Source organism: Echinicola jeungdonensis (genome assembly GCF_030409905.1).
Classification (GTDB): Bacteria; Bacteroidota; Bacteroidia; order Cytophagales; family Cyclobacteriaceae; genus Echinicola; species Echinicola jeungdonensis.
Window position 1 is genome coordinate 989125 of sequence record NZ_JAUFQT010000002.1, and the last position, 24373, is coordinate 1013497.

Genomic DNA, 24373 nt, shown 5'->3' on the forward strand with positions numbered 1-24373 from the left:
GGAAAAGTTTAAACGTAACTAAGAAAGAGACCTTTGAAATTAGCAGCTGTAGACATTGGATCCAATGCCATTAGATTGCAAATCACTCACGTCACCCATTACAATGGCAATATCAATTTTAAAAAATTAGAATATGTAAGGTTTCCCCTGAGGCTGGGGATGGATGTCTTTCATGACAAAAGAATCAGCGACCCAAATAGGAGAAAGTTTGTTAAGCTTATGAAGGCTTTTAAGCTTTTGATTGACCTGTATGAAGTGGATGATTATATGGTTTGTGCCACTTCGGCAATGAGGGAATCTGAAAATGGCCGGGATATCGCTGAGGAAGTCAAACAGGACATAGGCCTTAAAATTCAAATCATTGACGGGAACAAGGAGGCCGACCTGATCAATATTGCCCTATGGAATTATATTGATAACAAATCTTATCTCCATGTGGATGTAGGTGGTGGTAGCACCGAGCTAAACATTTACACCAACCAGAAAAAAATTGCCAGCAAATCATTTAAAATAGGGTCAGTTCGAACCTTGGATGAGGATGTTTCTCCTAAAGTATGGAAAAGCATGAGGGATTTTATTCATGAAAACATTGACCTGAAACACAAAATCACCTGCATTGGCACAGGGGGAAATATCAACAAGGTTTTTGAACTTACCAAACCCCGGAAAAACAAACGCTACTTAGACATTGCCAAAATCCAGGAAATAAAATCCTATCTGGAAGGTTTTAGCTATGAGGAAAGGGTCAATGTACTCAACCTCAATCCCGACCGGGCAGATGTCATCATCCCTGCTTCGAATATTTACCTGGCAGCTATGGAAGCTGCCAAAGCCAGTAAAATGATCGTCCCGGATGTGGGCTTAAAAGATGGGGTAATGAATGTTTTATTTGAAAGAAATCAAGTAAAAAAGCCCATTATTTAATGGGCTTTTTTGGTTTCTTCTGTCTCCTCGGCTTCCTCAATAGATTTCACCTCAGATTCAATTAACTGAACCTTATCTATTATTTCCTGGGTCACATGAAAAAACTCATGGTGAATATTAAATTCCTCCTCCCCTTCTTTTGGTTCTTTGGCCACATAAGTCCCATCCTCTAACATCCTGTAGGAATTGATATTATCTTTTAGATTGTAAGCAAGGATATTCATCAGTTGCTTTTCAAGGTTTTCATCCTGGACCCTAAACAAGGATTCCAAACGCTTTTCAAAGCTCCTTACCATCATATCCGCACTTCCGACATAAGTCCTGGTGTCTCCATTATTATGAAAATGGTATATCCTGGAATGTTCCAGAAAATCCCCGACGATAGAATACACTTCAATATTATCACTCAGGCCCTTCCTTCCAGGACGAAGACAGCAAATCCCACGGACAATTAACTTAATGGGAACTCCCGATTGGGAAGCCCGGTATAAGGCATAAATGATCTCACTGTCCTCTAAACTGTTTACCTTGATAAAAATACCACAAGGCAAGCCCTTTCTAGCATGTTCAGCTTCATCTTCTATAAATTTGATTAACTGACTCCGCATTCCCATAGGAGCCGTAATCAGATTTTTGTAAGTAGAAGGCATGGAATGGCCGGTGATTACATTAAAGAATTCTGACACGTCATTGGCCAGGACTTCATTTGTGGTCAATAGCCCCAAATCCGTATAAAGCCTTGACGTATCCTCATTATAATTTCCGGAACCAAGGTGGACATAACGGGTTACTTTGTTTTCATCTTTCCTGACAACCAGAAGCAATTTAGTATGGGTTTTGAAATTACTGACCCCGTAAATCACAAAACACCCCGCCTTTTGGAGTTTTTTAGCCTCCTGAATATTATTTTCCTCATCGAATCTTGCCTTTACCTCGAAAAGAACAGAAACGTGTTTTCCATTTTCCACTGCTTTTAGCAAAGCATGGGTAACACTGGAATGTTTGGCAAGACGGTAAATGGTCATTTTAATAGCCATCACATTAGGATCCTCAGCTGCCTTTTCCAGCAAATTCAAGATGGGGCTTATACTGTTGTAAGGATGGTGAAGTAATACATCCTTTTGTTTTAACACTTGGAAAATATCCTGGGACCCCGCCTCCGGATAGGATACCGGAGGAACCGGATAAGGCATTTGGGGAATTTTATCCTTGAACCGTTTATGCCCAATAATCTGCCAAAAGCTGGTAAAATCAAGCATACTCCTCCGGTCCACCATAAAGATCCCGTCATCCATGATGTTCCAACGATCTTTCAGAAGATTGATCATCCAGCGGCTATAGCCTTCCTCAATTTCAATCCGAACCACCCGGCCGGTTTTCCGCTCATTTAATTTTCTTTTTACCTCCTCCAAAAAATTGGAATCCATATCCTCACTTTCCTCCAAGGTAAAATCCCCGTTTCGGGTTATCCTAAAAAGGTTAATGGACTCTATAATGACATTTCTAAATAGAGAAACGATGTGCTCTCTTATGACTTCCTCAATAGGAACAAAAATCACCGAATCTCCTCTTTCAATCTCAAAGAACCGGGGGATATTAGAAGGGATTTGAACAAAAGAAAGCTTTCTATTGTCCTTTTTATCCCCTGGATTGATCGTCACTACTCCAAAAATAAGGAGCTTGTTCATCAAGATGGGAAAGGTATGGTAGCCATCAAAAACCATGGGAGTGAGCATGGGGTATACTGCTTTATGGAAATATTCCTTTATGTACTCCTGCTCCTCTATTTTCAGGTTTTTGACATTGCTTAGGATAAACCCTTCGGCTTTGGTTTTAGGTAGAATTTCTCCCATAAAATGGGAGTGCTGCTTTTTATGAAATTCTTGGGAATCCTCCATCAACTTGGCCTTGAAAGGTTCTTCCCTTAACCCAGAGTAATCTATTCTTTCTTTATCATAATCAAGGTAATTATACAAAGACCCTACCCGGATCATAAAAAATTCATCTAGGTTAGAGGCAGTGATGGCCATAAATTTGAGTTTTTCGAAAATCGATCTACTCTCTTTTTTAGACTGATCCAGTACCCGGTCATTAAATTTTAACCAACTCAAATCCCGACTTATCAGGTCACTGCTATCTATTTTGCCTTCAAATCTATTTTTTTGAATTAATTCCATTTCCTTAAACACCTTTCTGTACGGTTTTTAAATAATAAAAAATGTTCCAAAATTACCGGAAAGTAAAACGAAAAAGGGGCTAATCGCCCCTTGAGTTTCTTATACGTCCTTGACCATCAAGTGTCGATTTTTGCGTATTTGGCATTCTTCTCTATAAAATCCCTCCTTGGGGCCACTTCATCACCCATCAACATACTAAACAGGTGGTCGGCCTCTGCAGCAGAATCTATTGTAACTTGTTTCAATGCCCTTGAATTAGGATCCATTGTCGTGGTCCACAATTGTTCCGGGTTCATTTCCCCAAGCCCTTTGTAGCGCTGAATGCCCACACTGTCAACTTTTCCATCTTTGGCCATCTCTTTGGTCAAAGCTACCCTTTCGTCCTCCGTCCAGCAGTACCTTTCGTCCTTTCCTTTTCTTAGTAAATACAATGGAGGAAGGGCAATGTACACATAACCATTTTCAATTAAGGACCTCATGTACCGGAAGAACAAGGTCAATATCAGTGTTCGAATATGGGAACCATCAATATCAGCATCGGTCATGATAATGATCTTATGGTACCTAAGATTTGTTTGGTCCAGCTCCTTTTCATCCTCAGCTGTACCAAACTTAACACCTAGTGCGGTAAGAATGTTCTTTATCTCATCATTATCATAAATTTTATGCTCATGGGCTTTTTCCACATTAAGGATTTTTCCTTTTAATGGCAATATGGCTTGGAAATCCCTATCCCTGCCTTGTTTGGCGGAACCACCTGCTGAGTCCCCTTCCACCAAGTACAGTTCACAAATTTTGGGGTCCGTATTGGCACAGTCAGCCAGCTTTCCTGGAAGCCCTCCCCCACCAAGGACATTTTTTCGTTGAACCATTTCACGGGCTTTACGCGCAGCATGTCTTGCCTGTGCAGCCAAAACTACTTTGCCTACAATCACCTTGGCCTCCTTGGGATGCTCTTCCAACCAGTATTGCAATACTTCAGAAACTGAGCTATCCACGGCGCTTACAACCTCGGAATTTCCCAGTTTCGTTTTAGTCTGGCCTTCAAACTGTGGCTCGGCAACCTTCACGGAAATAACTGCGGTCAGACCTTCCCGGAAATCATCACCCGAAACCTCCACTTTCAGTTTATCCAGCATCCCGGATTTATCCGCGTACCCTTTCAAAGTCCTGGTCAAAGCCCTTCTGAAACCTGAGACATGGGTTCCGCCTTCATAAGTATTAATGGTGTTCACATAGGAAACAACATTTTCTGAAAATGAGGAATTATAGCTCATAGCCACTTGAACCGGAACTCCATTTTTCTCCCCTTCAATATAAATGGGGGCTTCAATTATTTTTTCCCTGGTTTCATCCAGATATTCCACAAATTCAACCAAACCACCTTCTGAGAAAAATTCATCTGATTTGGGATTTCCATCCTCATCCAAGTCCCTAAGGTCTTGGAGAAAAATCCTAATACCAGCATTCAAAAAGGCCATTTCCCTCAACCGGGTTGCAATGGTTTCATATTTGTAATCAATTACTGAAAAAATCTCTTCATCCGGTCTAAAATGGATGGTGGTACCTCGATCTTCAGTAGTCCCGACTTCCTTCACATCGGTTTGCGGTACCCCTCTGGAGTACTCCTGTTCAAAAATTTTCCCATTACGATGCACTGTGGCTTTAAGATGCGCAGAAAGGGCATTTACACAGGAAACCCCCACACCATGGAGCCCTCCAGAAACCTTATAAGTGTCCTTATCAAATTTCCCCCCCGCATGAAGGACGGTCATTACCACCTCCAAAGCTGATTTGTTTTCCTTTTTGTGAATATCGGTAGGAATCCCACGGCCATTATCCTGAACCAAAATGGAATTATCCTCTAATATTGTTACACGGATCGTGTCACAATGTCCCGCCAATGCTTCATCTATAGAGTTATCCACCACTTCCCAAATCAGGTGGTGGAGCCCTTTAATACCTATATCGCCAATGTACATGGCGGGTCTTTTCCTTACTGCTTCTAATCCTTCTAATATTTGAATATTCCCTGCAGAATATTCCCCCTTTTTCAACTCTTGTTCTTTACTCATAATTGGATTTATAAACGAATAAAGAGGATAAAATCCTCTACCTTCAATTGCACTTTCAACCTCTAATAATACGACATTTTTGACATAAAACCGCTAAAAATCCTCAAAAATTGACCTTTCTAAAGATGCCTTTTTCCTTAAAATTGATCTGTGCTTAACATGACCATGGTACAGGCATTTTTCACCTCTATATTTTCTTTTCTTGCCTTTTCGGCAAAAGCTTGGTTTTCTGCTCCAGGATTAAAAATAATCCGTTTGGGCTTCAGAGAAATCAGGTAATCCTCCCATTCTTTTTGATGTTCAGGGTTGATATATAGTGTGACGGTATGTACATTCGAGATCTCTGGCTTTTCCCTGAGGTTTTTAATTTTTTTCCCAAAGACTTCCCCTTTATTTATTCCAATGGGAACAAATGGGACTTTATGCTCTTGGAGCATTTCAGTGGCAGAATAAGCATAGCGGGAAGTATTCTGACTTACTCCTACTATTAGGGTCTTTTTTTTGGTCAAATCATTTTCCATATTTTTCCATTATTTTTTCAGCACAACGCTCCCCATCCATGGCCGCAGAAACAATGCCACCTGCATAACCGGCCCCTTCACCACATGGATACAATCTTTTGATTTGGGGGTGTTCAAAAGAATCCTTTTCTCTTGGGATTCTGACCGGGGAACTGGTTCTGCTTTCCACACCAATTATTTGCGCTTCATTGCAAAGATAACCCTTCATTTTTTTTCCAAATGCAATAAATGCATCCCTTAGCCTAACGGCAATAAATGGGGGTAATACTTCATTCATATTGGAAGTTTGTAACCCGGGTTGGTAAGAGGTTTCCAGCAAATTTTGACTTTCTTTATTCTCAACAAAATCCAACAAACGCTGTGCAGGTGCAACTTGTGTTTTCCCTCCTGCTTTCCAGGCGGTTTTTTCCACTTTTGCTTGAAATTCCATAGCAGCCAATGGCCCAAATTGGGCAAATTCCGGGATATCTTCAAGTTCAACAGCAGCCACCAACCCTGAGTTGGCAAACTTTCCATCCCTCCTGCTGGGACTCATCCCATTGACAACCAATTCTCCTGGGGAAGTAGCTGCAGGAACAATAAAACCACCCGGACACATGCAAAAAGAAAACACCCCTCTTTGCTTTCCTTCAAAATAGGTTTGCTGTACCAGAGAATAAGAAGAAGCAGGCAAATAAGGTCCTCGGTCCCCTGCACAATGATATTGAATACTGTCAATCAGGGATTGATTATGTTCCACCCGCACTCCTAAGGCAAATGGTTTGGCTTCTAACAGTATTTTCTTTTGGTAAAGCAAATGGTAAATATCCCTTGCAGAATGGCCTGTTGCCAGTATTACTCCCAATCCCTTAATAGTTTCACCTTCCTGCGTCTTCACGCCAATTACTTCATTACCATTTAATATAATGTTATCTACACGGGTATCAAAATGGATCTCTCCCCCTGCATCCAGCACCTGTTGCCTCAAAGCTTTCACCAACCCTGGTAATTTGTTGGTACCGATATGGGGATGGGCATCTACCAAAATTTGCTCAGTTGCACCAAATTTCACCATGATTTCCAGTACCCTTCTGATATCCCCTCTTTTTTTTGAGCGAGTATAAAGTTTTCCATCCGAATAAGTTCCGGCGCCCCCCTCCCCAAAACAATAATTGGATTCTGGATTGACCAAATGTTCTTTATTGATGGCGGCTAAATCCCTTCTTCGGCTCCTAACATCCTTCCCCCTCTCCAGGATGATGGGTTTTCCTCCCAACTCAATAACCCGCAAAGCAGCAAAAAGCCCGGCAGGCCCGGAGCCGACAATGATGACGGACGAGGCATTTTCTATATTTTTATACCGGTATTCCCCTATTACCCTGCTACTGGGTTCTTCATTGATAAAAGTTTCTACGGAAACATTGACTTTTACCTGACGTCCCCTGGCATCGATGGATCTTTTTGTTTGGCGAATTTGAATATTATCCTGCCCTTTATGGAGACCTAGTTCACTGAGGACCTTTTTCTCAAAAACCTTTTCATCAAAGGCTTCTCTGGGGCTGAGCCGAAATTGGATTTCTTTTTTCATCAGGTAAGGTATTTATCCTTAAAATTGAACAATGTTATTCTTTCAGGAAAAGAAGTCACTTCATCTCGGATATAGCTAATTTTATTCTTCCTTGCCAAAAACTTCCCGTACAACCCAGCCTTTACCCCATTCCTCTATCTCCTGGTCAGACCAAAGTTCAGGATAAAAAATCACCTTTTGAAAACGGGGGGGCAAATATTTTTGCCAGTTGGTACCTCCTGTGGCAGCGATATCCCCAGGGTCCCGCTGCAGGTACCTTACGGCTGATTTATAATGTGCCAAGGGCCAAAAAATATTGGCCTTCATATCATAGGTCCGCATCATCCCCGTCAGCTTTTCATCCTTGTCCGGACATTTTAGATAGGTTTTCCAGATATTCTTTTTCCTATAAGCCATGATCAGCTCTTTGAGCTTTTTGCCATATTTCTGCTCAAAAGTTTTCAGAGTAAGGGTCTTTTCCCCGGTAGCGAGTTCTTTGGCCCCGAATTGCCAATATAAAATATCAAACAAACTGTCCACACTGGTCAAGTTGATATCCCGGTATTCTTCCCTTTCCTTTAAATTGACCAAATGCTGGATTTCTGTGGACATGATCTCAATCATCCGGTATTGTGCACTCTGAAAGCCACTGGAAGGCAAAAGGGACATGCGGAATTTTAAAAATTGGTCTTTTTCCATCCCCTTCCACATTACCGAAAAAGAGGAAATCAACTGATCAAAATACATGATCACCCGATCCAATCTTTCTTTCATAAAAGCAGCCTTAATTTCTTCCTGTCCAGCAATCTGTTCCAGTTCCCAAATGATCAGCTTAAAATAAAGTTCTGTGATCTGGTGATAAATGATAAAGATTTTTTCGTCCTTGAAGGAAGTTTTAGGCTGCTGAAGGGTCAATAAGGTATCAAGGTTAATATAATCCCAATAGGTCAGGTAATCAGCATATAATAAACCTTCCAGATAGGAAGACAAATCCTGTCCAGAAGCTTTGAATTTTTCGTGAAGCTGGTGAATCTTTTCAATGATCTCTTTAGGAGGCTGCTCCCTATTCATGGATGATTTTTTTACGCTTTTGTTATGGCTTTTTATCAAACTTCTTACTTTATTGATATAAGCTAGAAGTTAACAAATTCATAAGATAGAAAGTGCAAAAATCTATTTAAAAACCCAATAAACCAAAATTCCATGGCGGCAATTCAATCCAAACAATCTTCTTCACACCAGGACCTTTTTGAAGGAGTAGACTTTTACCTGGTCGATGAACTTTTTACTGAAGAGCAAATATTAATCCGGAATTCCATTAGGGATTTTGTTAAAAAAGAGGTTTCCCCTTATATCGAATCCTGGGCACAGGATGCTCATTTTCCTCCAGAAATTGTCCCAAAGTTTGGAGAAGTAGGCGCTTTCGGACCGCAAATCCCAACAGCATATGGGGGAGGTGGATTGGATTACATATCTTATGGCCTGATCATGCAGGAAATCGAACGGGGTGATTCCGGAATGCGGTCCACTGCTTCTGTCCAGGGATCTTTGGTGATGTATCCCATTTATAAAATGGGTTCAGAAGCCCAAAAAAAGAAATATTTACCCCCATTAGCTGCCGGAAAAATGCTGGGCTGCTTTGGCCTGACCGAACCCGACCATGGCTCCAACCCTGCTGGAATGAAAACCCATTTCAAAGACATGGGAGATCATTATCTGCTCAATGGCTCCAAAATGTGGATTTCAAATGCTCCCCATGCGGACATTGCAGTAATATGGGCAAAAAATGAAGAAGGAAGGGTCCACGGACTGATCGTGGAAAGAGGCATGGAGGGATTTTCCACTCCCGAAACCCATGGAAAATGGTCTTTGAGAGCTTCTTCTACTGGTGAATTGGTATTCGACAATGTAAAAGTGCCAAAAGAAAATTTATTACCTGGAAAATCCGGCCTGGGAGCCCCGTTGATGTGCCTGGATTCAGCCCGATATGGAATTGCCTGGGGCAGTTTGGGTGCGGCCATGGATTGTTTTGATGCCGCCAGACGGTATGCTAAAGAACGGATTCAATTCGGCAAACCCATTGGATCTTTTCAATTAGTCCAAAAGAAATTAGCAGAAATGCTTACAGAAATTACCAAAGCCCAATTATTGGTTTGGAGATTGGGCAAGTTGATGAATGAAGATAAAGCCACAAGCACCCAGATTTCCCTGGCCAAAAGAAATAATGTAGCCATGGCATTGGACATCGCACGGGAAGCCCGCCAAATCCATGGAGCAATGGGCATTACAGGAGATTACTCCCTGATGCGCCACATGATGAACCTTGAATCAGTCATCACCTACGAAGGAACTCATGATATTCACCTGTTGATTTTAGGGCAGGAGATTACGGGAATACAGGCATTTAAGTAATTTTTCTGGCACGAATTTTCTCAACGATTTCGTAGAAGGATAGCAGTTTAAAGATTCTAAATTTGGTCTCCAATGGTACCAGGTACAAAGTACGATGTACACAAGGACCGGTAAATAAGGTAATTGTAGTATTTGGTATATGGGAAACTTATTTTTTATTCCAATCCTTTAAATCATCGATTTATTTTTTTCATGAATTTTTTGAATGGAACTGGTGATTGACTTGGTGAAGATATTATGATCAGGTCATAGGCAATTTATACCCGGCAATGCATGATTAATCTGAACCCTAACATTCTAATCTTAAAACATTAATAACTTTCCAACCTTAAACCACCTAGTCGATCCTGCTTTTGATCACGATAGTCCTTGTCGGGTTTAAGGGATCATTACTGAAAATTGCCACTGTCTTATGGTCAATTCCTAACCTTCCCTTAGGATCAAATGTTATCAGCAAATCCATATCCTCCCCAGGCAATAGGTCCATTGTCTTCAGTTCATAATCAACACAATCACAGTTGGTCACTATTTTTCGGATATTGACTGGTTTTTCACCAATATTGGTCAGTTTTATGGACTTTGACACTACCCTATTGCTGGAAATTTTTCCCAGATCCACTTCCACTTCAGAAATCGCCAGTTTGGGAATATTATCCACTTCACTTTTAGGCACCGGATCAAAGTATTCATGAACGGTAGTCAAAAGCCGTAGCTCGATTTCCTGATCACCATTAGCCTCAATGTGGAATGGAACAATTTCATCAAAAAAGCCCAAATCATTTTTAATTGCTCCATCATATTGTATGGCCAGCAAGCCCCTGGATTTTGCAGGCACAATCGCTGGAATCATATTAATTTTTAAATGCTCAGGCAAGTGGTTTCTTTGCTCATCGAGGGTGATGGGCATATCTTTAAAGTTATAAAAATCCACATATTTGATTTTAGGCTTATTGGTAAACACCTCTCCCATATTGATAGAGCTAAAACGGAAACCAAGATCTCCTACCCGGGAATTGTAATATTGGGCAACTTTTTCAGGATGAGGAATTTCATATCCTTCCAGGTAAAGGGTGTCTCCTTTTGGGTTCAGGTTATTCCGGACAATGATTTCCTTTTTGAACCTTCCACCCGTGCCCTGAGGATCATAGGCAATTTTTACCCGGCCAATTTTGTCCTGATACAAAGTATCGGTTGTATAGTCAGCAGTGGTGCAACCACAATCTGTCGCAACTTCCTTGAGAACCACTGGTTTTAGGCCGTTATTCAAAACATAAAATTCTGCGGTTACCTCTCCGTATTCCTCAAGGACCGACCCCAATTCAATTTGGGACCTTTCCCAAATCAAAGGATACTTCTCAAGTCCCTGACCTTTAACGGAAAAGCCAAATAATAACATTGATACAAAAACGAAGGATACAAGGCAAATCTGTTTCATATGCACAAATAACGGGAAAATTAAGGCGATTTGTGTGTATATTTATTTAATTTGCGTCAAAAATTTAACTGATGGCAAGAGTACTTACTGGCATTCAAAGTTCTGGAAGGCCTCATTTGGGAAATATCCTTGGGGCCATTATTCCTGCAGTTGAACTGACCAAAAAGGAGAAAAACGAATCCTACATTTTTATAGCAGATTTCCATTCTCTCACCACCATCAAAGATGGGGCTCAAAGGAAACAAAACGTCCATGCAGTAGCAGCTGCCTGGCTGGCTTTTGGGCTGGACATTTCCAAAACAGTCTTTTACAGGCAATCCCGTATTCCCGAAATTGCAGAGTTGACCTGGTACCTCAGTTGCTTCACTCCCTATCCCATGCTGGCCAATGCCCATAGCTTTAAGGACAAATCGGATAGACTTGCTGATGTCAATGCAGGCTTATTTACTTATCCAGTATTGATGGCTGCTGATATTCTGATATTTGGTGCGGACCTGGTCCCTGTGGGTAAAGATCAGCAACAACATTTGGAAATGACCCGGGACATTGCCAATACCATTAATCACTTGATGGAAGAGGAAATTTTTGTCCTGCCCGAGGCCCAAATTAAGCAGGAACTGATGACCATTCCAGGTACTGATGGTCAAAAAATGAGCAAATCCTACAATAACTATATCGACATTTTTTTACCGGCCAAACAACTGAAGAAAAATGTGTACAGCATTGTTACCGATAGCACTCCTTTGGAGGACCCTAAAGACCCAGACACTTGCAATGTATTTAAAATCTTCAGCTTAATTTCCAATCCGGACCAAACCGAGGAATTGAGGCAAAAATATCAGGGAGGAAACTTTGGATATGGTCATGCCAAGAAGGAATTGCTGGACCTGATATTGAAAAAATTTGCAGAAGAACGAAAAATCTTCGATTACTATATGAATAACCTGGATGAACTGGAAAGTAAGTTGGAACAGGGGGAAGCAAAAGCCAGGGAACAAGCCCAAAATATGCTGGCTAAAGTAAGGGGAAAGTTGGGGTATTAATTATTAATTGTTGGGTGGGTCCGTTACTTTGTCCTTAATAAATCTAGGGCCTATTTGGAATAACTCAAATATTTTTACGGGTCCCCAGTTAATGGTTAATTGGTTAACCATTTAACTGAATCCCCATCTGCAAGTTTTAATTACAATCAAAAAATCGAAATCAAGGTTTGGAAGCAGATAACTCAAGAATCAATTAATTCAATAATAAAATCGTAGTTCCTACTTTTCTAAGAATAAGAATATGATTGAGGCACAAAAAAACCGGAAACTTTTAGGCTTCCGGTTTTTTCTATTTTGCCTTTATCTGGACCTCCAAAGATCCTTCAAAGAAACACCATTGATCTGCATCACAAATCGAGTTGGATTGGGAATCAGAACGATTCTTACATCCTGGCCATCAAATTGTTCGGATTCGATAGGCACCCCTTCTTTTCCTTTTACTTCATAAGAAATAATTCCATGGGCATCAGGTTGCATGGGGGTGTATTTATTGGCCAAATAAGCCGAAGGGAGCAATATATCTGTATCTGAATCTAGCTTATCGTATATTTTTTCTAATTCTCCTTCCAATTGATCGCCAAACTCTTCATTGAAATCATCTTCCAAATCATGCACTTCCTCCTCAATATCATCATATTCAGGGTCAGCATAAGTCTTTTTGCTTAACTCAATCCTCTTCTCTACAATAGCGGTTAGGTCTGTGTCTAACTTATTCAAATCCATATATCAACTTTGATTTTGTAATTTTTATATGAAGGTAGATAATACCCAAAAAGTTTCCAAAAAAGGCTTAAGACTTCTTTAAACAATTTAACGGATCATCTGAACGGTTTTGTTTGGCAATGTGGATCAATTTTGCTTTACTTGCTTGGCCCTCAATAATTTTCTTTTTATCAATTCTTTATTATTAATAAGGATAAAGCATTTCCCCATCATTGATAGTTATTCCTTTATCAAGCGAATCCAGCCTCAATCAATAAAAATCCAGGAATTCAAAAAACAATCTCATTAGCCGGATTAATTTTTTATATTTATTTTAACTATAAGCTTATTCATTAAACCCAAATAAACACCAAGATGGAACATGACTTTCTCCCCATAATAGGCACTGACCATATCGAACTTTATGTAGGCAATGCTAAGCAGTCTGCACTTTATTACCAATATGCATTTGGTTACCGGCTGGTAGCCTATGCAGGTCCAGAAACGGGCATCCGTGACAGGGCTTCCTATGTTTTGGAACAAGGAAAAATAAGGTTGGTGCTTACCAGCCCTCTTTTTGATGTCCACCCTATTTCCACCCACATAAAAAAACACGGTGATGGAGTCAAAGTCATTGCCTTGGAGGTGAGTGATGCGGAAAAATCCTGGGAAGAAACCACTTCCCGCGGGGCTTCTTCCTACCAGGAACCCCGAACACTCGAGGACGAATTCGGAACAGTGACCATTTCTTCTATTCATACATATGGAGAAGTCATTCACACCTTTGTGGACAGAAAAAACTATAATGGCCCCTTTCTCCCTCAATTCATGGAAAGAAAAAGCCAATATTCCAGCCAACCGGTTGGGTTTAAATTTATTGATCACTGTGTAGGAAATGTGGGGTGGGGTGAAATGAACAAATGGGTGAATTTTTATGAAAAAGTAATGGGATTCAGCTTGTTGGTCACCTTTGATGACAAAGACATTTCCACTGAATATTCAGCCTTAATGTCCAAGGTGGTAGCCAATGGCAATGGGTATATTAAGTTTCCAATCAATGAGCCTGCCAAAGGAAAGAAAAAATCCCAGATTGAAGAATATTTAGACTATTACAACAGCCCTGGGGTACAGCATATTGCGATTGCTACTGATGATATCATCTTTACAGTTGAAGAATTAAGAAAAAGAGGGGTGGAATTTTTAGAAGTCCCTCCCACTTATTATGATGACTTGCATAACAGGGTTGGGGAAATCGATGAAAATATTAAATCGCTACAGAACCTTAATATACTGGTGGACAGGGACAAAGAAGGTTACCTTTTACAAATCTTCACCAAACCTGTTCAGGACAGGCCCACCTTATTTTATGAAATCATCCAGCGTAAAGGTGCCAGATCATTTGGAAAAGGCAATTTCAAAGCTTTGTTTGAGGCCATTGAAAGGGAACAGGAACTGAGAGGGAATCTATAAACACTAGATAAAAAGGATTTTGGAAAATTATGAACTCTACTTTGTCATTTTATCTTAAAGGTTAAAACCTGCCAGGTTTCACCCGCTAAAGGTTTGATTTTCGCCAATTTGCACATCTAAACCTGGCAGGTTTACAAAACCATTTCAAAATTAACAATGTAGGTTGAATAGAAAACCCGCTTATTTTTTTGTTTCTCTTTCCCCTGAAAGTGGCAAAAATGGGTTTTATACGTAAATTAGAATTTCATTTTAAGTTTTTTAAAAATTATGACAGACACATCCATAATCACCAAAGCCAAAACCTGGCTAAAGAGTAATATTGATCAAAAAGCAAAAGACCAAATTAAAGCCCTGATGGAGGCAGAAGACCAGTCAGAGTTGGTTGATGCCTTTTATAAAGACCTTGAATTCGGAACCGGTGGGCTTCGTGGCCTGATGGGAGTAGGCTCCAATCGAATGAACGTCTATACGGTAGGCATGGCCACTCAGGGACTGGCCAATTACCTGTTGAAATCATTCCCCAATCAAGAGATCAAAGTAGCCATTACCCATGATTCCAGGATCAACAATACCCTTTTTGCTGAAACAACCGCTAATGTCTTTACAGCAAATGGGATCAAAGTCATGTATTTTAAAGAAATGAGGCCTACCCCCGTCCTATCTTATGCTATCCGTTATTATGGCTGCCAAAGCGGGGTTATGGTAACCGCCTCCCACAACCCTAAGGAGTACAATGGATACAAAGTATATTGGGATGATGGAGGACAAGTAGTAGCTCCTCATGACAAAAACATCATCCAGGAAGTACAAAAAATCAGATCCATAGATGATGTAAAATGGGATAAGAATGAAGAATTGTTCGAATATATCGGTAAAGGACTGGACCTCAGCTACCTGGATGACATCAAGAAACTGAGCTTATCACCAAAAGCCATCTTGACCCAAAAAGACATGCCCATTGTCTTTTCTCCTATCCACGGGGCTTCAGGAAAAATGGTTCCAGCCGCTTTGAAGGTTTTTGGTTTCGAAAACATCCATGTGGTCAAGGAACAAGCTGAACCGGATGGCAATTTTCCAACAGTGATCTATCCCAATCCGGAGGAAGCAGAAGCACTTAACTTATCTTTGAAGCTTGGAAAAGAAGTCAAAGCAGAACTTATCCTGGCCTGTGACCCAGATGGAGACCGTTATGCTGCTGCCATTCCTAATGAAAAAGGTGAATTTGAGCTGCTCAATGGAAACCAAACCGGTTCTATTCTTACCTATTATTTACTTGAGCTTTGGAGAAAAAGAGGCAAGTTTACCGGTGATCAATTTATGGTAAACACCATCGTTACTACCGAATTGATCGATGAGATTTGCAAGGGTTATGATGTACCTTGTTATTCTGTATTGACTGGTTTTAAGAATATTGCCAACCTGATCCGGAAATACGAAGGCAAAAAACAGTTTATCGGAGGCGGTGAGGAAAGCTATGGTTACCTTGTGGGTGACAAAGTAAGGGATAAAGATGGCGTTTCTGCCTGCGCTATGCTTGCAGAGGTGGTTGCCTATTACAAGGAAAGAGGGATGACTCTTTTTGATGTTTTAGCAGAAATTTACCAGGAATATGGTTTCTATAAGGAATCCCTCATCTCTGTCACCAAAAAAGGCAAAGATGGAGCCGAACAGATCCAGGAATTAATGCGCGGCTTCCGGAATAACCGGCCGGAAACCATCAATGGTGTGAAAGTCACCAAAGTTGTTGATGTGCAGGAAAGCAAAGTGTATGATATGGTCAATGGCAAAGAAGAACCCTTGAACATGGACAAATCTAATGTTATCCAGTTTTACCTGGAGGATGGCAGCAAAATCTCTGCAAGGCCTTCTGGTACTGAGCCCAAGATCAAATACTATATTTCCGTCAATGAGCACTTACCCAACCGCGGTGCCTACCGCGCAGTAGAGACTCATCTAGCAAAGAGAATTGATGAATTGAAAAAGTTTTTTGGGTAAATTATTTATGGAAATGAACAATAAAGACAAGGGGTAGATGAAACCTCTTGTCTTTTTTTTGCCTTAGATGAATGGTAAAAAGATTTTGAACCAATCTTCAACCGGTTCGAACAATTTTTACTTTTTTTAAAAATTCTTTTTTGTAGCGGGCCCCAATCAGAATAGGTTTTTCATTGACCCACACATAATTATTGTCAAATTTAGAAAGATGTCTAAGGTTAATAATACAAGATTTATTAATCCTTTGGAGGGACGGAAAGGGAAATTGCTTTTGAAATTTCTTCAAGCATAAGGAAGCCGTAAATGGCCCCAAACCTGATTTCAAATGGATATAAATTATATCCCCATCTGACACTACTTTTTCCAGATCATCAAGGATTATCTTGTGGTAAACCCCTTTTTCCCTGATGAAAAAGCTGTCATTACCCGGATAGGACTTTCCCCCATTCAAATCATAAGGTAATGGGTTATTGGGGCTGACCATTCCGCACTGTAATATTCTCTCAATTGTTACCGATAATTGAGCAGCATCAATGGGTTTTAATAAATGGGCACTAGGACTACTATTGTATATTTCCCTCCTGACTTCAGAACATATCCATTCCGACAATAAGATAAATGGAATTTCAAAATCATCATTTAACAAATGGCTCAAAATTATTAACTCCTTCATTACATCTTTCTGAATGCCCTCCAGGTTAATAATTGCCAAATCAATTTTATTACGTTTTAAATATTTGACAGCCATTTCCCCCATTTCCATCCTTTTTATGGAATAATCAGGAGGAAATTCAGCCTCTTCATAAAAAATATTTAATGGAGGATTCCAATTGGGCTGGATCAGCAAAAGTTCCTTAGCTTTCATAGGTTAAAAATTTCAGGATAACCTCACAAATTAATCGACACCATTAAGGTACAGGTATGAACCTTAAAATTTAAACCCAATTTATTATCTGTAAATATTCCCTTATTTTCTGTGACTCTTAAACTTAAACCTGACCTCTTCCTTTAAAAAAAATAGGTCTTATGCATGGCAAAAGACCTATTTTCAATTTTAGGACCTAAAAATTATTTATTTTTCTAAAACAAACTCCGTTGTAACATTTCCCTCTTTAAAATTGGTATTCGAATGGTCGAAGACAAAACGGTTCACATTGAGCACCCCCACTTCCAGTTCTACATTTCCATTGAGCATAATCACATTGCCGGAATTAGTCAGCACCCATGTCCCGGATTGGGGTAATTCAGGGATTCCCGGAGTATTAAAATTGAATGTTCCCCCTTTATTGAATTTGATAGAAAATCCGTTAGAATTAATGCCCATTCCATTCGAGGTAACAGAAACCAGGTTCCAGTCCCTTACAATTAATTCTTCATCTGTGGGATCGGTTTGCTGAGGGTTTCCATTACCGTCTTTCCCGCAAGACGATAAGGAAAATAAAATCAGCAAAACCAATCCTATTAATCTATTTTTATTACTACTAACCATATCTCCTATTTTTTAATTAGTCTCAATCTCTCAAATAAGCCATAACCTTCAACCTGAATGGTATAGATTCCGGAAGTGTATCCACTTAAGTCAACAAAGAAACTATTAGATGGACCAAATGGATTTTCAATATCCCTTATTAGAATACCATTTGCATTATAAACCCGTATCCTCTCAAGAAGCGTTTCCCTTCCAAATTCAATCTGAACGACGTCCTCTACAGGATTAGGATAAAGTTTGATATCCAAATCGGATATTTCCGGGGAGGAAGTAATGGCCACAGGTTCTGAGATGGAAGTACATCCAGAAGATCCGGTCACTCTAACCTGATAACTTCCTGCTTCTGTAACATCTAGGGTTTGACCGGTTGCTCCTGGAATTTCTTCCCCATCTTTTAACCATTGGTTATTTTGGGCACTGCTGGATTCTAAGAACAACTCAGCAGAAATTTCATCCATACCTTCTATTCCAATGGTTGGGATAGCAGGGGCTTCCCCTTGGGCACTGATATTAACCGCAACTGCAGCGGAACATCCATTAGCATCTTTTACGGTAACTGTATAATCACCCTCCTGAAGGTTTTCAAAGGAGTTAGCTTCCTGATTGCCTCCCTGCCCGGATAGGCTATAGTTATATGGTGCCGTTCCTCCAGTTGTGCTTATGGTAAAGTTTCCTGAAGCCTCATTGGGACAATTTGGGTGGCTAATACTTCCAACTTCCGCCATTAATTTGGCAGGCCTTGTAATGGTAAAGTTTGGTTCAATAACATAGGCAGGCTCTCCAACTTCCCTAATGTATCCAGTGTAATTTCCTGCAGCTAAATCCCCAAATGTATTTTCACTTGTATAGTTTTGGCCATCTAAGCTATATTCCAGCTCTCCTTTTTCAACAGTAGCATTAATGGTTGCTGAACCATCATTGGACTCAAAACAGGACAAAGCTTCAGTCTCAATATTTTCCAAAGTAATTGGTCCTATTTCTAGGGATTCGGAAATAGCTGTACAGCCTGTGGAATTGGTAACCATCACTTGATAAGCTCCTTCTTCAAGGACTTCATAGGTTTGTCCGGTAGCTTCTGGAATGATTTCTCCATCTTTAAACCATTGATTATTTCCGGAGTTACTGGATTGTAAGGTAATGGTAGATCCTTCCAAAACCTCAATAGTTGGAACAGAAGGACGTTCACCAAGAGGAGAAATATCAACTTCAATAATTTGATCACAACCATTAGCATCCCGCACATTCACCGTATATGACCCCTCTCCCAGGTTACCAAAACTATTTTCAGATTTGAATTTCTCCTGAGAGGACAATTTATATTCATAAGGCGCTGTTCCTCCTGAAACGGCAATATTAAATCCACCGGTCTCATCCCCTGGGCAATTAGGTTGGTTCAATCCCTGCACTGTTAACTCAAGCAAGGCAGGTGAAGTAATGAAGAAACTTTCCTCTACCACATTTTCAGCATTGTTGGCTTCTCTAATATAGGCCGTGTAATCTCCTGCTGAGAGATTTTCGAAGGTGGAATTGGAAACATAGTTTTCACCGTCCAAACTATATTCCAAGTCTTTTCCTGCAAGAGTAGCATTGATGGTTGCATTTCCATCATTAGCCTCAAAACAAGTCAAATCAACGGTTTCTATGCTTTCAATGGTGATTTGGGCTACCTCGGAATAAACGAAGCTAATGGTATACCTAAAACTGCTTTGGCCTTTTTCATTGACCGCTGTCAATAGCATCTTATAGGTTTTTCCCTCTTCCAAACCTTCCGAATTGGCCATAAAATCGTTTTGATCCAATACCACCTCGGTGGAAGGTTCAAAATCCTCAAACACATAGGATTCACTGGTAAAGTCTTCCCCAACGAAGCGATAATGAAGGGCAACTATTTTGGCCAATTCACCATCCTCAACATAGAAAACACTTTTGTTAAGCTGGGACCATTGCCCCAAATTGTTTTTGGCCCGGATATACAAAAGGTGGATTCCCGGAGACAGTCCATCCAATTCGATCAGGTAATCCCCACTCCCTTCTTCAAGAGCAAGCGTATTCCCTTTTCCAAAATCCACATAATCATCGATAAAATATTCCGCTTCCACCATTTTCAGGTTTTGAGGGGCCTGGTATTTATAAAATGTACTTTGGGTGGTCAGGGACCATAAACCATTTTCATTTTTTACCCGGGTATATATCTTATTGATCCCAGCAGGAAGACTGCTGATATCAACATCCAAATTGGCCTCCTGGTCATTTAAACTAAAGGAAGTACCTTCCCCAAAATCAACGTAGTGATTGAAAAAATATTCACCCTGACTGATTTGTTGGGAAAATGCCGAACAGCCGATGACCATGGCCAATACAAAAATCAAGTAAATCTTGAACCTCATATCCCCTCCTATTTATTTGGCCCTAACTTTGATTTGAACAGGCAATTGGTCTTCAGGTGTACCAAATCCGGAAGTGCTAAAGTCATAAACGACAGGCAAATCAGGGACTCCTGATAATTTATAAGGTTTCACCCCACCAAAAGGGCCCAAATCTTCTCCATCCTTTCCGGTTCCATCTGCAGGCCCACCTTCCCTGACCATATATTGGCTATCTGAGGTTGTTTCTCCTAAAATGAAAATATCTTGAGCAGTCACATTTGATTGATTGCCATTTTCATTACCAAACTGTCCAGCAACGGAAATATTATAGCTAACATTACTTCCTCCTCCATCTGGGAATACCGCTTCGGATTCATCCTCTCCTAAAAGAATATTATTATGGATTTGGACAGTAGAATTGAGGCCAACATTAAAAGTGCTTTCTCCAATAACATTATTTACAATGGTTCCTGAATTATTATCCTTAATTAAAAAACCTTTTTGAAAAATATTATTTGATATTAAGTAATTTTGAGGAGGAGCTATATTAAACCCAAATGAAAATGGAAAATCTGTGAAAAAACAACCGTGAATTACAATGTCATTCAAATTACTAACAGAAAATAAAATGGTACTTCCAGGAAAATAACAACCAAATATTCCAATATTATCAACATTAATGTTTAACCGGGGAGAAAACCCAGCAGAAACACTTAAACCAAAAACTTTTGCCCCAGAGGATCCATTACTAAAATTAATTCTATTCACTTGGGCATTTTGTTTATGAAAGGTTTCTCCCTCGTTTTCTGACAAAAAATACCCTGGACCAATCAAAACTATTTTTTTCTCTATAGTTAAACTTCCATAACTGATATTGGAACCTTCTATATATAAGGTATCTCCAGATACAGCATAACTATAAGCTTCCTCCAAACTTGCAAAGGTATTTTGTTCAGGATTAGAAGTTTCCTGGTTATTCACCCTTAATACTTTAGCAAAAACGCTAACCGATATCGATAAAATAAAGACAAATGTTAGATAAAATCGTACCATAGCAAACGGATTTAAAGTGAAATAAATAAAATGGTTTACCTATAAGTTACCTCATCCCCAGGCAGTCTGGAACTGGATTTCCATCAACACCTTCTTTTTTCCGATATTTGATATCATTTTTCCGTTATAGGAAATTGTCCACAAATAATTCTTTTTGGATTTTCATGAGCCTGTTTACCTGTTGAAACATACACGGCTAAATAAAGGAGGCAAAACAAAACCGGGCCCTTTAATGAAAGACCCGGCATTATAATTTTAATCCTTATAATCTCTAACGCTTATTTTCGCTGAAAAGAAATTTGATTGGTGTCTTGGTTGATCAGATAAACGCTATCATCGCCGGAGTTCACCTCGATGGTATAATTACCGGAATCTTTCAGCCCTTTTGTTGAAAGATTGTAAACCCAATGATCATCCTCGTACCGGAAATCATAACCTGTATCGATTCCGCCCGTGCTTAACAGGTCGGATTCAATCGCTGTTGTGCCACTACCGGATGCTTCTGGATTAAACCAAACGCTTATGGTCGGCGCCGCGCCTTCCGGCAGGTTCTGATCCGTCAGCTCAACACCGTTTTCATCAAACATTGTGAACTTCACCGGAATAGCCCGGTGGCTGCGCTTTTTAACCGCCAGAATTTCAATGTCCGGCGTGCTCGGATCATCGGTAATCAGCGGCTTTTCAAAACCGGCGATACTGGCCGGCGCCGCATTATTCCCGGCATCAATGTTCACGGATTTAATGGTGATATTGTTGCCTTCATTACTTTCAAAAATTACACCATTCGAATCAACATTCGCGGCAATACCCGTCGTGCCGTTATCGCTATCCGGCGTCCATGTAAATGACACGGTCACGCTTTCGCCCGGATTAATCACCGTGCCGTCATCAATGGTCTTGGTATCGTTGGTTGCATCGGCATCGGTTGCAATATTAGCGCCATTGCCTTTTAACCGCACGGCGACAGGATCATCGGCCGTGTTTACCGCCGCATCGCCGTAATTGGTGACATCAACAGAAACCGTAACCGGCGTACCGTCTGCCGGCGCCGCGCTTAAGGTGATATCACTTTCATCCATCCCGGCCGGATTTTGCCACGGGGAGAGATCCGGCCTCGCTACACTGGCCTGGGCCATATAAATATTATTCTTCTCGGCATCATTGGCCGGCGTGATATCGTCAATATCATCCATACACGCGGTAAGACAACCGACTACTATCGTGACTATTAACAAGAATATATTATTCAACTTTATTTGTTTTTCCATAATTAAGACTATTAATTATATATTTTAATACAAATTACACAATGCTTATATAAACTTATTTGACACCCCTATCACTATGAAAATATGATAACCGAAAGACAATATAAAACCATACTATACAGCCCTTCCCCACAACAAAACGATAGGATTAATTCACCCATCAAAAGTTGTCAAATAGAACTAATTCAGCAATGGGATAGGCTAAGTTTTTCTTTTTTTTAATGAGAATTAATGACTTATAATTTACCCGGTTTTTCTTCTTTAAAGAAAAGGATTCCAATAAACCCAGAGATTTTTCCGATAACCTCCATTTTCTTTCCGGTAAATATATTTCCCCTCATTGAACCAACATATAAAAATAAACCACCAATAATCATTGAATCAGATGGTTTTTGAATTTAATAGGACAGCTATGACGGCTTTTCTTTTATAGAAAAAAAGATTTAGAAAAAATCAATTCTGATTATAATCAATTGCAAGATCAAAGTCTCCCTTGGTGACTTCCACTTGTTTACCGTTTGGATTACCGCTGGTATCTATCCCGATATCCGTTAACTCAAAAGTGCCTTTTACCCTGGAATTAGAGAGTTCTGTAATGGTGACTGTACCGCTTCCTTCCCCTTTTTCCTCATGAACAGCATAAATTTCCTCCTCATTATCTGTTCCAAATTGACCATCGGTGAGGCTATAAGTTCCCTCCCCTGGGTTTTCCAAATTTAATGATTTGGAAAACCCCGGATTTGCATTACCAAATAAACCTAAAATGGAAAGTCGGGGTGCATCTATATCCAAATAAATGGCTGTCCCAATTGGGGTACAAAAATCATTTCCATTTACCCTTGCCTCCATGATATTTCCCGTTACCCCTTTAAAGCCTAATTTATTCAAATCATTCAATTTGTCAGGTACCGAATCCTCACCGATTCCACAGTTTGTAAAAATACAGGCAAAAGACAAGAGTAACACAAGAAACCAACCGGTTTTTCTGCCATAATTAATTTGTAAATTTTCCATACCTATATTATCCATAACATATATTTCATACCTTATTTAAGGTATAATACAGTTACAAAAACCTAAATTACTTTCCGATATACAATATTTATTTTTAGATAAACCCTATTATTATTCACATAAAAAAATCAGCCTTTATTAAGTTTTACCAAAAGTCCGGACTTCCTCCTTGAAGAAACCTCCACGCTAGAGCCATCTAATAACTCAAGGTATCCACCTTTTCCTTTAAAATAACTTTTAATAAAATCCAAATTCACCAAATGAGAGTTATGCACCCTATAAAACTGATAATCTTTCAAAAGTAATTCAAACTCTTTCAAACTTTTAGACACCATCATTTTTTCTCCACTTTCCAAAAATATATAGGTGTAGTTTACATCTGATTGACATCGGATAATATCTGAAATATTTAGAATCACCAAACCATTCATTGTTGGAACGGCTATTTTTTTATTTGATTTTTTCTCCTCACAAAGGGACTTAAAAAGTATTTCAAACTTTTCAGATTGCTGGTTTTTCTTCATTTCCCCTTGTAGTCGCACAATAGCATCAGCTAATTCCGAAGGATCGATGGGTTTTAATAAATAGTCTATTGCATTAAACTTAAATGCTTTAATGGCATACTCTTCAAAGGCAGTGGTAAATATCACATGGATATTTACCTTTCCTATTTCATTTAAAAGATCAAAACCGCTTTGACTTTTTAACTGAATGTCCAAAAATATTAAATCAGGATTCAGAATTTCTATGGCCTTTTTCCCTCCTGAAACAGTTTTATAAGTCCCCACCAATTGAATGGACATAGAAAAATGGTTGAGTAGAATTTTTTTTAATCGCTCTATACAATGTATTTCATCGTCTATTATTATTGCTTTTATCATAC

20 protein-coding genes are annotated in these 24373 nt (G+C 39.7%); 5 read left to right on the forward strand and 15 right to left on the reverse strand.

From position 1 onward, the window contains the following. Positions 1 to 33: 33 nt before the first annotated feature. Positions 34 to 924, forward strand: coding sequence for a Ppx/GppA phosphatase family protein (locus tag QWY93_RS17535; protein WP_290249709.1), 891 nt, complete (start codon positions 34 to 36; stop codon positions 922 to 924). On the opposite strand, the gene ppk1 is transcribed toward QWY93_RS17535, so the two are convergent. The 5 genes from ppk1 to QWY93_RS17560 form a co-directional block, all read right to left on the reverse strand. Then, entirely contained in the window at positions 921 to 3101 is a 2181-nt protein-coding gene (ppk1, locus tag QWY93_RS17540; RefSeq protein WP_290249710.1) for a polyphosphate kinase 1, read from the reverse strand. The genes QWY93_RS17535 and ppk1 overlap by 4 nt on opposite strands. Before the next feature lie 116 nt (positions 3102 to 3217). Then, positions 3218 to 5176, reverse strand: a complete 1959-nt coding sequence (gyrB, locus tag QWY93_RS17545; protein ID WP_290249711.1) for a DNA topoisomerase (ATP-hydrolyzing) subunit B — start codon at positions 5174 to 5176, stop codon at positions 3218 to 3220. A gap of 137 nt (positions 5177 to 5313) precedes the next feature. Continuing rightward, positions 5314 to 5697 (reverse strand): CoA-binding protein, encoded by a 384-nt coding sequence (locus tag QWY93_RS17550; protein ID WP_290249712.1) that lies wholly within the window; start codon positions 5695 to 5697, stop codon positions 5314 to 5316. Further along, positions 5687 to 7264 (reverse strand): NAD(P)/FAD-dependent oxidoreductase, encoded by a 1578-nt coding sequence (locus tag QWY93_RS17555; RefSeq protein ID WP_290249713.1) that lies wholly within the window; start codon positions 7262 to 7264, stop codon positions 5687 to 5689. Before QWY93_RS17555 ends, QWY93_RS17550 begins: the two co-directional genes overlap by 11 nt. Positions 7265 to 7345: 81 nt before the next feature. Next, complete coding sequence (locus tag QWY93_RS17560) at positions 7346 to 8314, reverse strand: tryptophan 2,3-dioxygenase family protein (RefSeq protein WP_290249714.1); 969 nt, start codon at positions 8312 to 8314, stop codon at positions 7346 to 7348. A 132-nt stretch (positions 8315 to 8446) separates the two neighbouring features. On the opposite strand from QWY93_RS17560, the gene QWY93_RS17565 reads away from it, so the two are divergent. After that, a complete protein-coding gene (locus tag QWY93_RS17565; RefSeq protein WP_290249715.1) occupies positions 8447 to 9655 on the forward strand; it encodes an acyl-CoA dehydrogenase family protein in 1209 nt (402 codons plus the stop codon). Between the two features lie 337 nt (positions 9656 to 9992). Here the strand turns inward: QWY93_RS17565 and QWY93_RS17570 are convergent, their stop codons facing one another. Further along, positions 9993 to 11090, reverse strand: coding sequence for a DUF1573 domain-containing protein (locus tag QWY93_RS17570; RefSeq protein WP_290249716.1), 1098 nt, complete (start codon positions 11088 to 11090; stop codon positions 9993 to 9995). Positions 11091 to 11161: 71 nt separating this feature from the next. Here QWY93_RS17570 and trpS point away from each other — a divergent pair, with 71 nt between their 5' ends. Further along, entirely contained in the window at positions 11162 to 12133 is a 972-nt protein-coding gene (gene trpS / locus QWY93_RS17575) for a tryptophan--tRNA ligase (RefSeq protein WP_290249717.1), read from the forward strand. A 300-nt stretch (positions 12134 to 12433) separates the two neighbouring features. On the opposite strand, the gene QWY93_RS17580 is transcribed toward trpS, so the two are convergent. Then, positions 12434 to 12856, reverse strand: a complete 423-nt coding sequence (locus tag QWY93_RS17580; protein WP_290249718.1) for a hypothetical protein — start codon at positions 12854 to 12856, stop codon at positions 12434 to 12436. Between the two features lie 354 nt (positions 12857 to 13210). Between QWY93_RS17580 and hppD the strand changes: the two genes are divergently transcribed. Continuing rightward, positions 13211 to 14305 carry a 4-hydroxyphenylpyruvate dioxygenase gene (gene hppD / locus QWY93_RS17585; RefSeq protein WP_290249719.1) on the forward strand — a complete coding sequence of 365 codons (1095 nt, stop codon included), beginning with the start codon at positions 13211 to 13213 and terminating at the stop codon, positions 14303 to 14305. A 267-nt stretch (positions 14306 to 14572) separates the two neighbouring features. Beyond that, the gene (locus tag QWY93_RS17590; RefSeq protein WP_290249720.1) at positions 14573 to 16300 is read left to right on the forward strand and encodes a phospho-sugar mutase; all 1728 of its coding nucleotides are present in this window, start codon (positions 14573 to 14575) and stop codon (positions 16298 to 16300) included. Between the two features lie 97 nt (positions 16301 to 16397). Here QWY93_RS17590 and QWY93_RS17595 read toward each other — a convergent pair whose 3' ends face one another. From QWY93_RS17595 to QWY93_RS17630, 8 genes are all read right to left on the reverse strand, one after another. Further along, the gene (locus QWY93_RS17595; RefSeq protein WP_290249721.1) at positions 16398 to 17165 is read right to left on the reverse strand and encodes a LytR/AlgR family response regulator transcription factor; all 768 of its coding nucleotides are present in this window, start codon (positions 17163 to 17165) and stop codon (positions 16398 to 16400) included. A gap of 207 nt (positions 17166 to 17372) precedes the next feature. Continuing rightward, positions 17373 to 17789: a hypothetical protein gene (locus QWY93_RS17600; protein WP_290249722.1), complete on the reverse strand. Its 417-nt coding sequence runs from the start codon at positions 17787 to 17789 to the stop codon at positions 17373 to 17375. Between the two features lie 5 nt (positions 17790 to 17794). After that, positions 17795 to 20176 carry a T9SS type A sorting domain-containing protein gene (locus QWY93_RS17605; RefSeq protein ID WP_290249723.1) on the reverse strand — a complete coding sequence of 794 codons (2382 nt, stop codon included), beginning with the start codon at positions 20174 to 20176 and terminating at the stop codon, positions 17795 to 17797. A gap of 12 nt (positions 20177 to 20188) precedes the next feature. After that, a complete protein-coding gene (locus QWY93_RS17610) occupies positions 20189 to 21208 on the reverse strand; it encodes a hypothetical protein (RefSeq protein WP_290249724.1) in 1020 nt (339 codons plus the stop codon). A gap of 278 nt (positions 21209 to 21486) precedes the next feature. Next, positions 21487 to 22476: a CARDB domain-containing protein gene (locus QWY93_RS17615; protein ID WP_290249725.1), complete on the reverse strand. Its 990-nt coding sequence runs from the start codon at positions 22474 to 22476 to the stop codon at positions 21487 to 21489. Positions 22477 to 22712: 236 nt separating this feature from the next. After that, on the reverse strand, positions 22713 to 22853 hold the full coding sequence (locus QWY93_RS17620; protein ID WP_290249726.1) for a hypothetical protein: 141 nt from the start codon (positions 22851 to 22853) through the stop codon (positions 22713 to 22715). 76 nt (positions 22854 to 22929) lie between these two features. After that, complete coding sequence (locus QWY93_RS17625) at positions 22930 to 23490, reverse strand: hypothetical protein (RefSeq protein ID WP_290249727.1); 561 nt, start codon at positions 23488 to 23490, stop codon at positions 22930 to 22932. A 128-nt stretch (positions 23491 to 23618) separates the two neighbouring features. Next, positions 23619 to 24371 (reverse strand): LytR/AlgR family response regulator transcription factor, encoded by a 753-nt coding sequence (locus QWY93_RS17630; protein WP_290249728.1) that lies wholly within the window; start codon positions 24369 to 24371, stop codon positions 23619 to 23621. Positions 24372 to 24373: the final 2 nt, after the last annotated feature.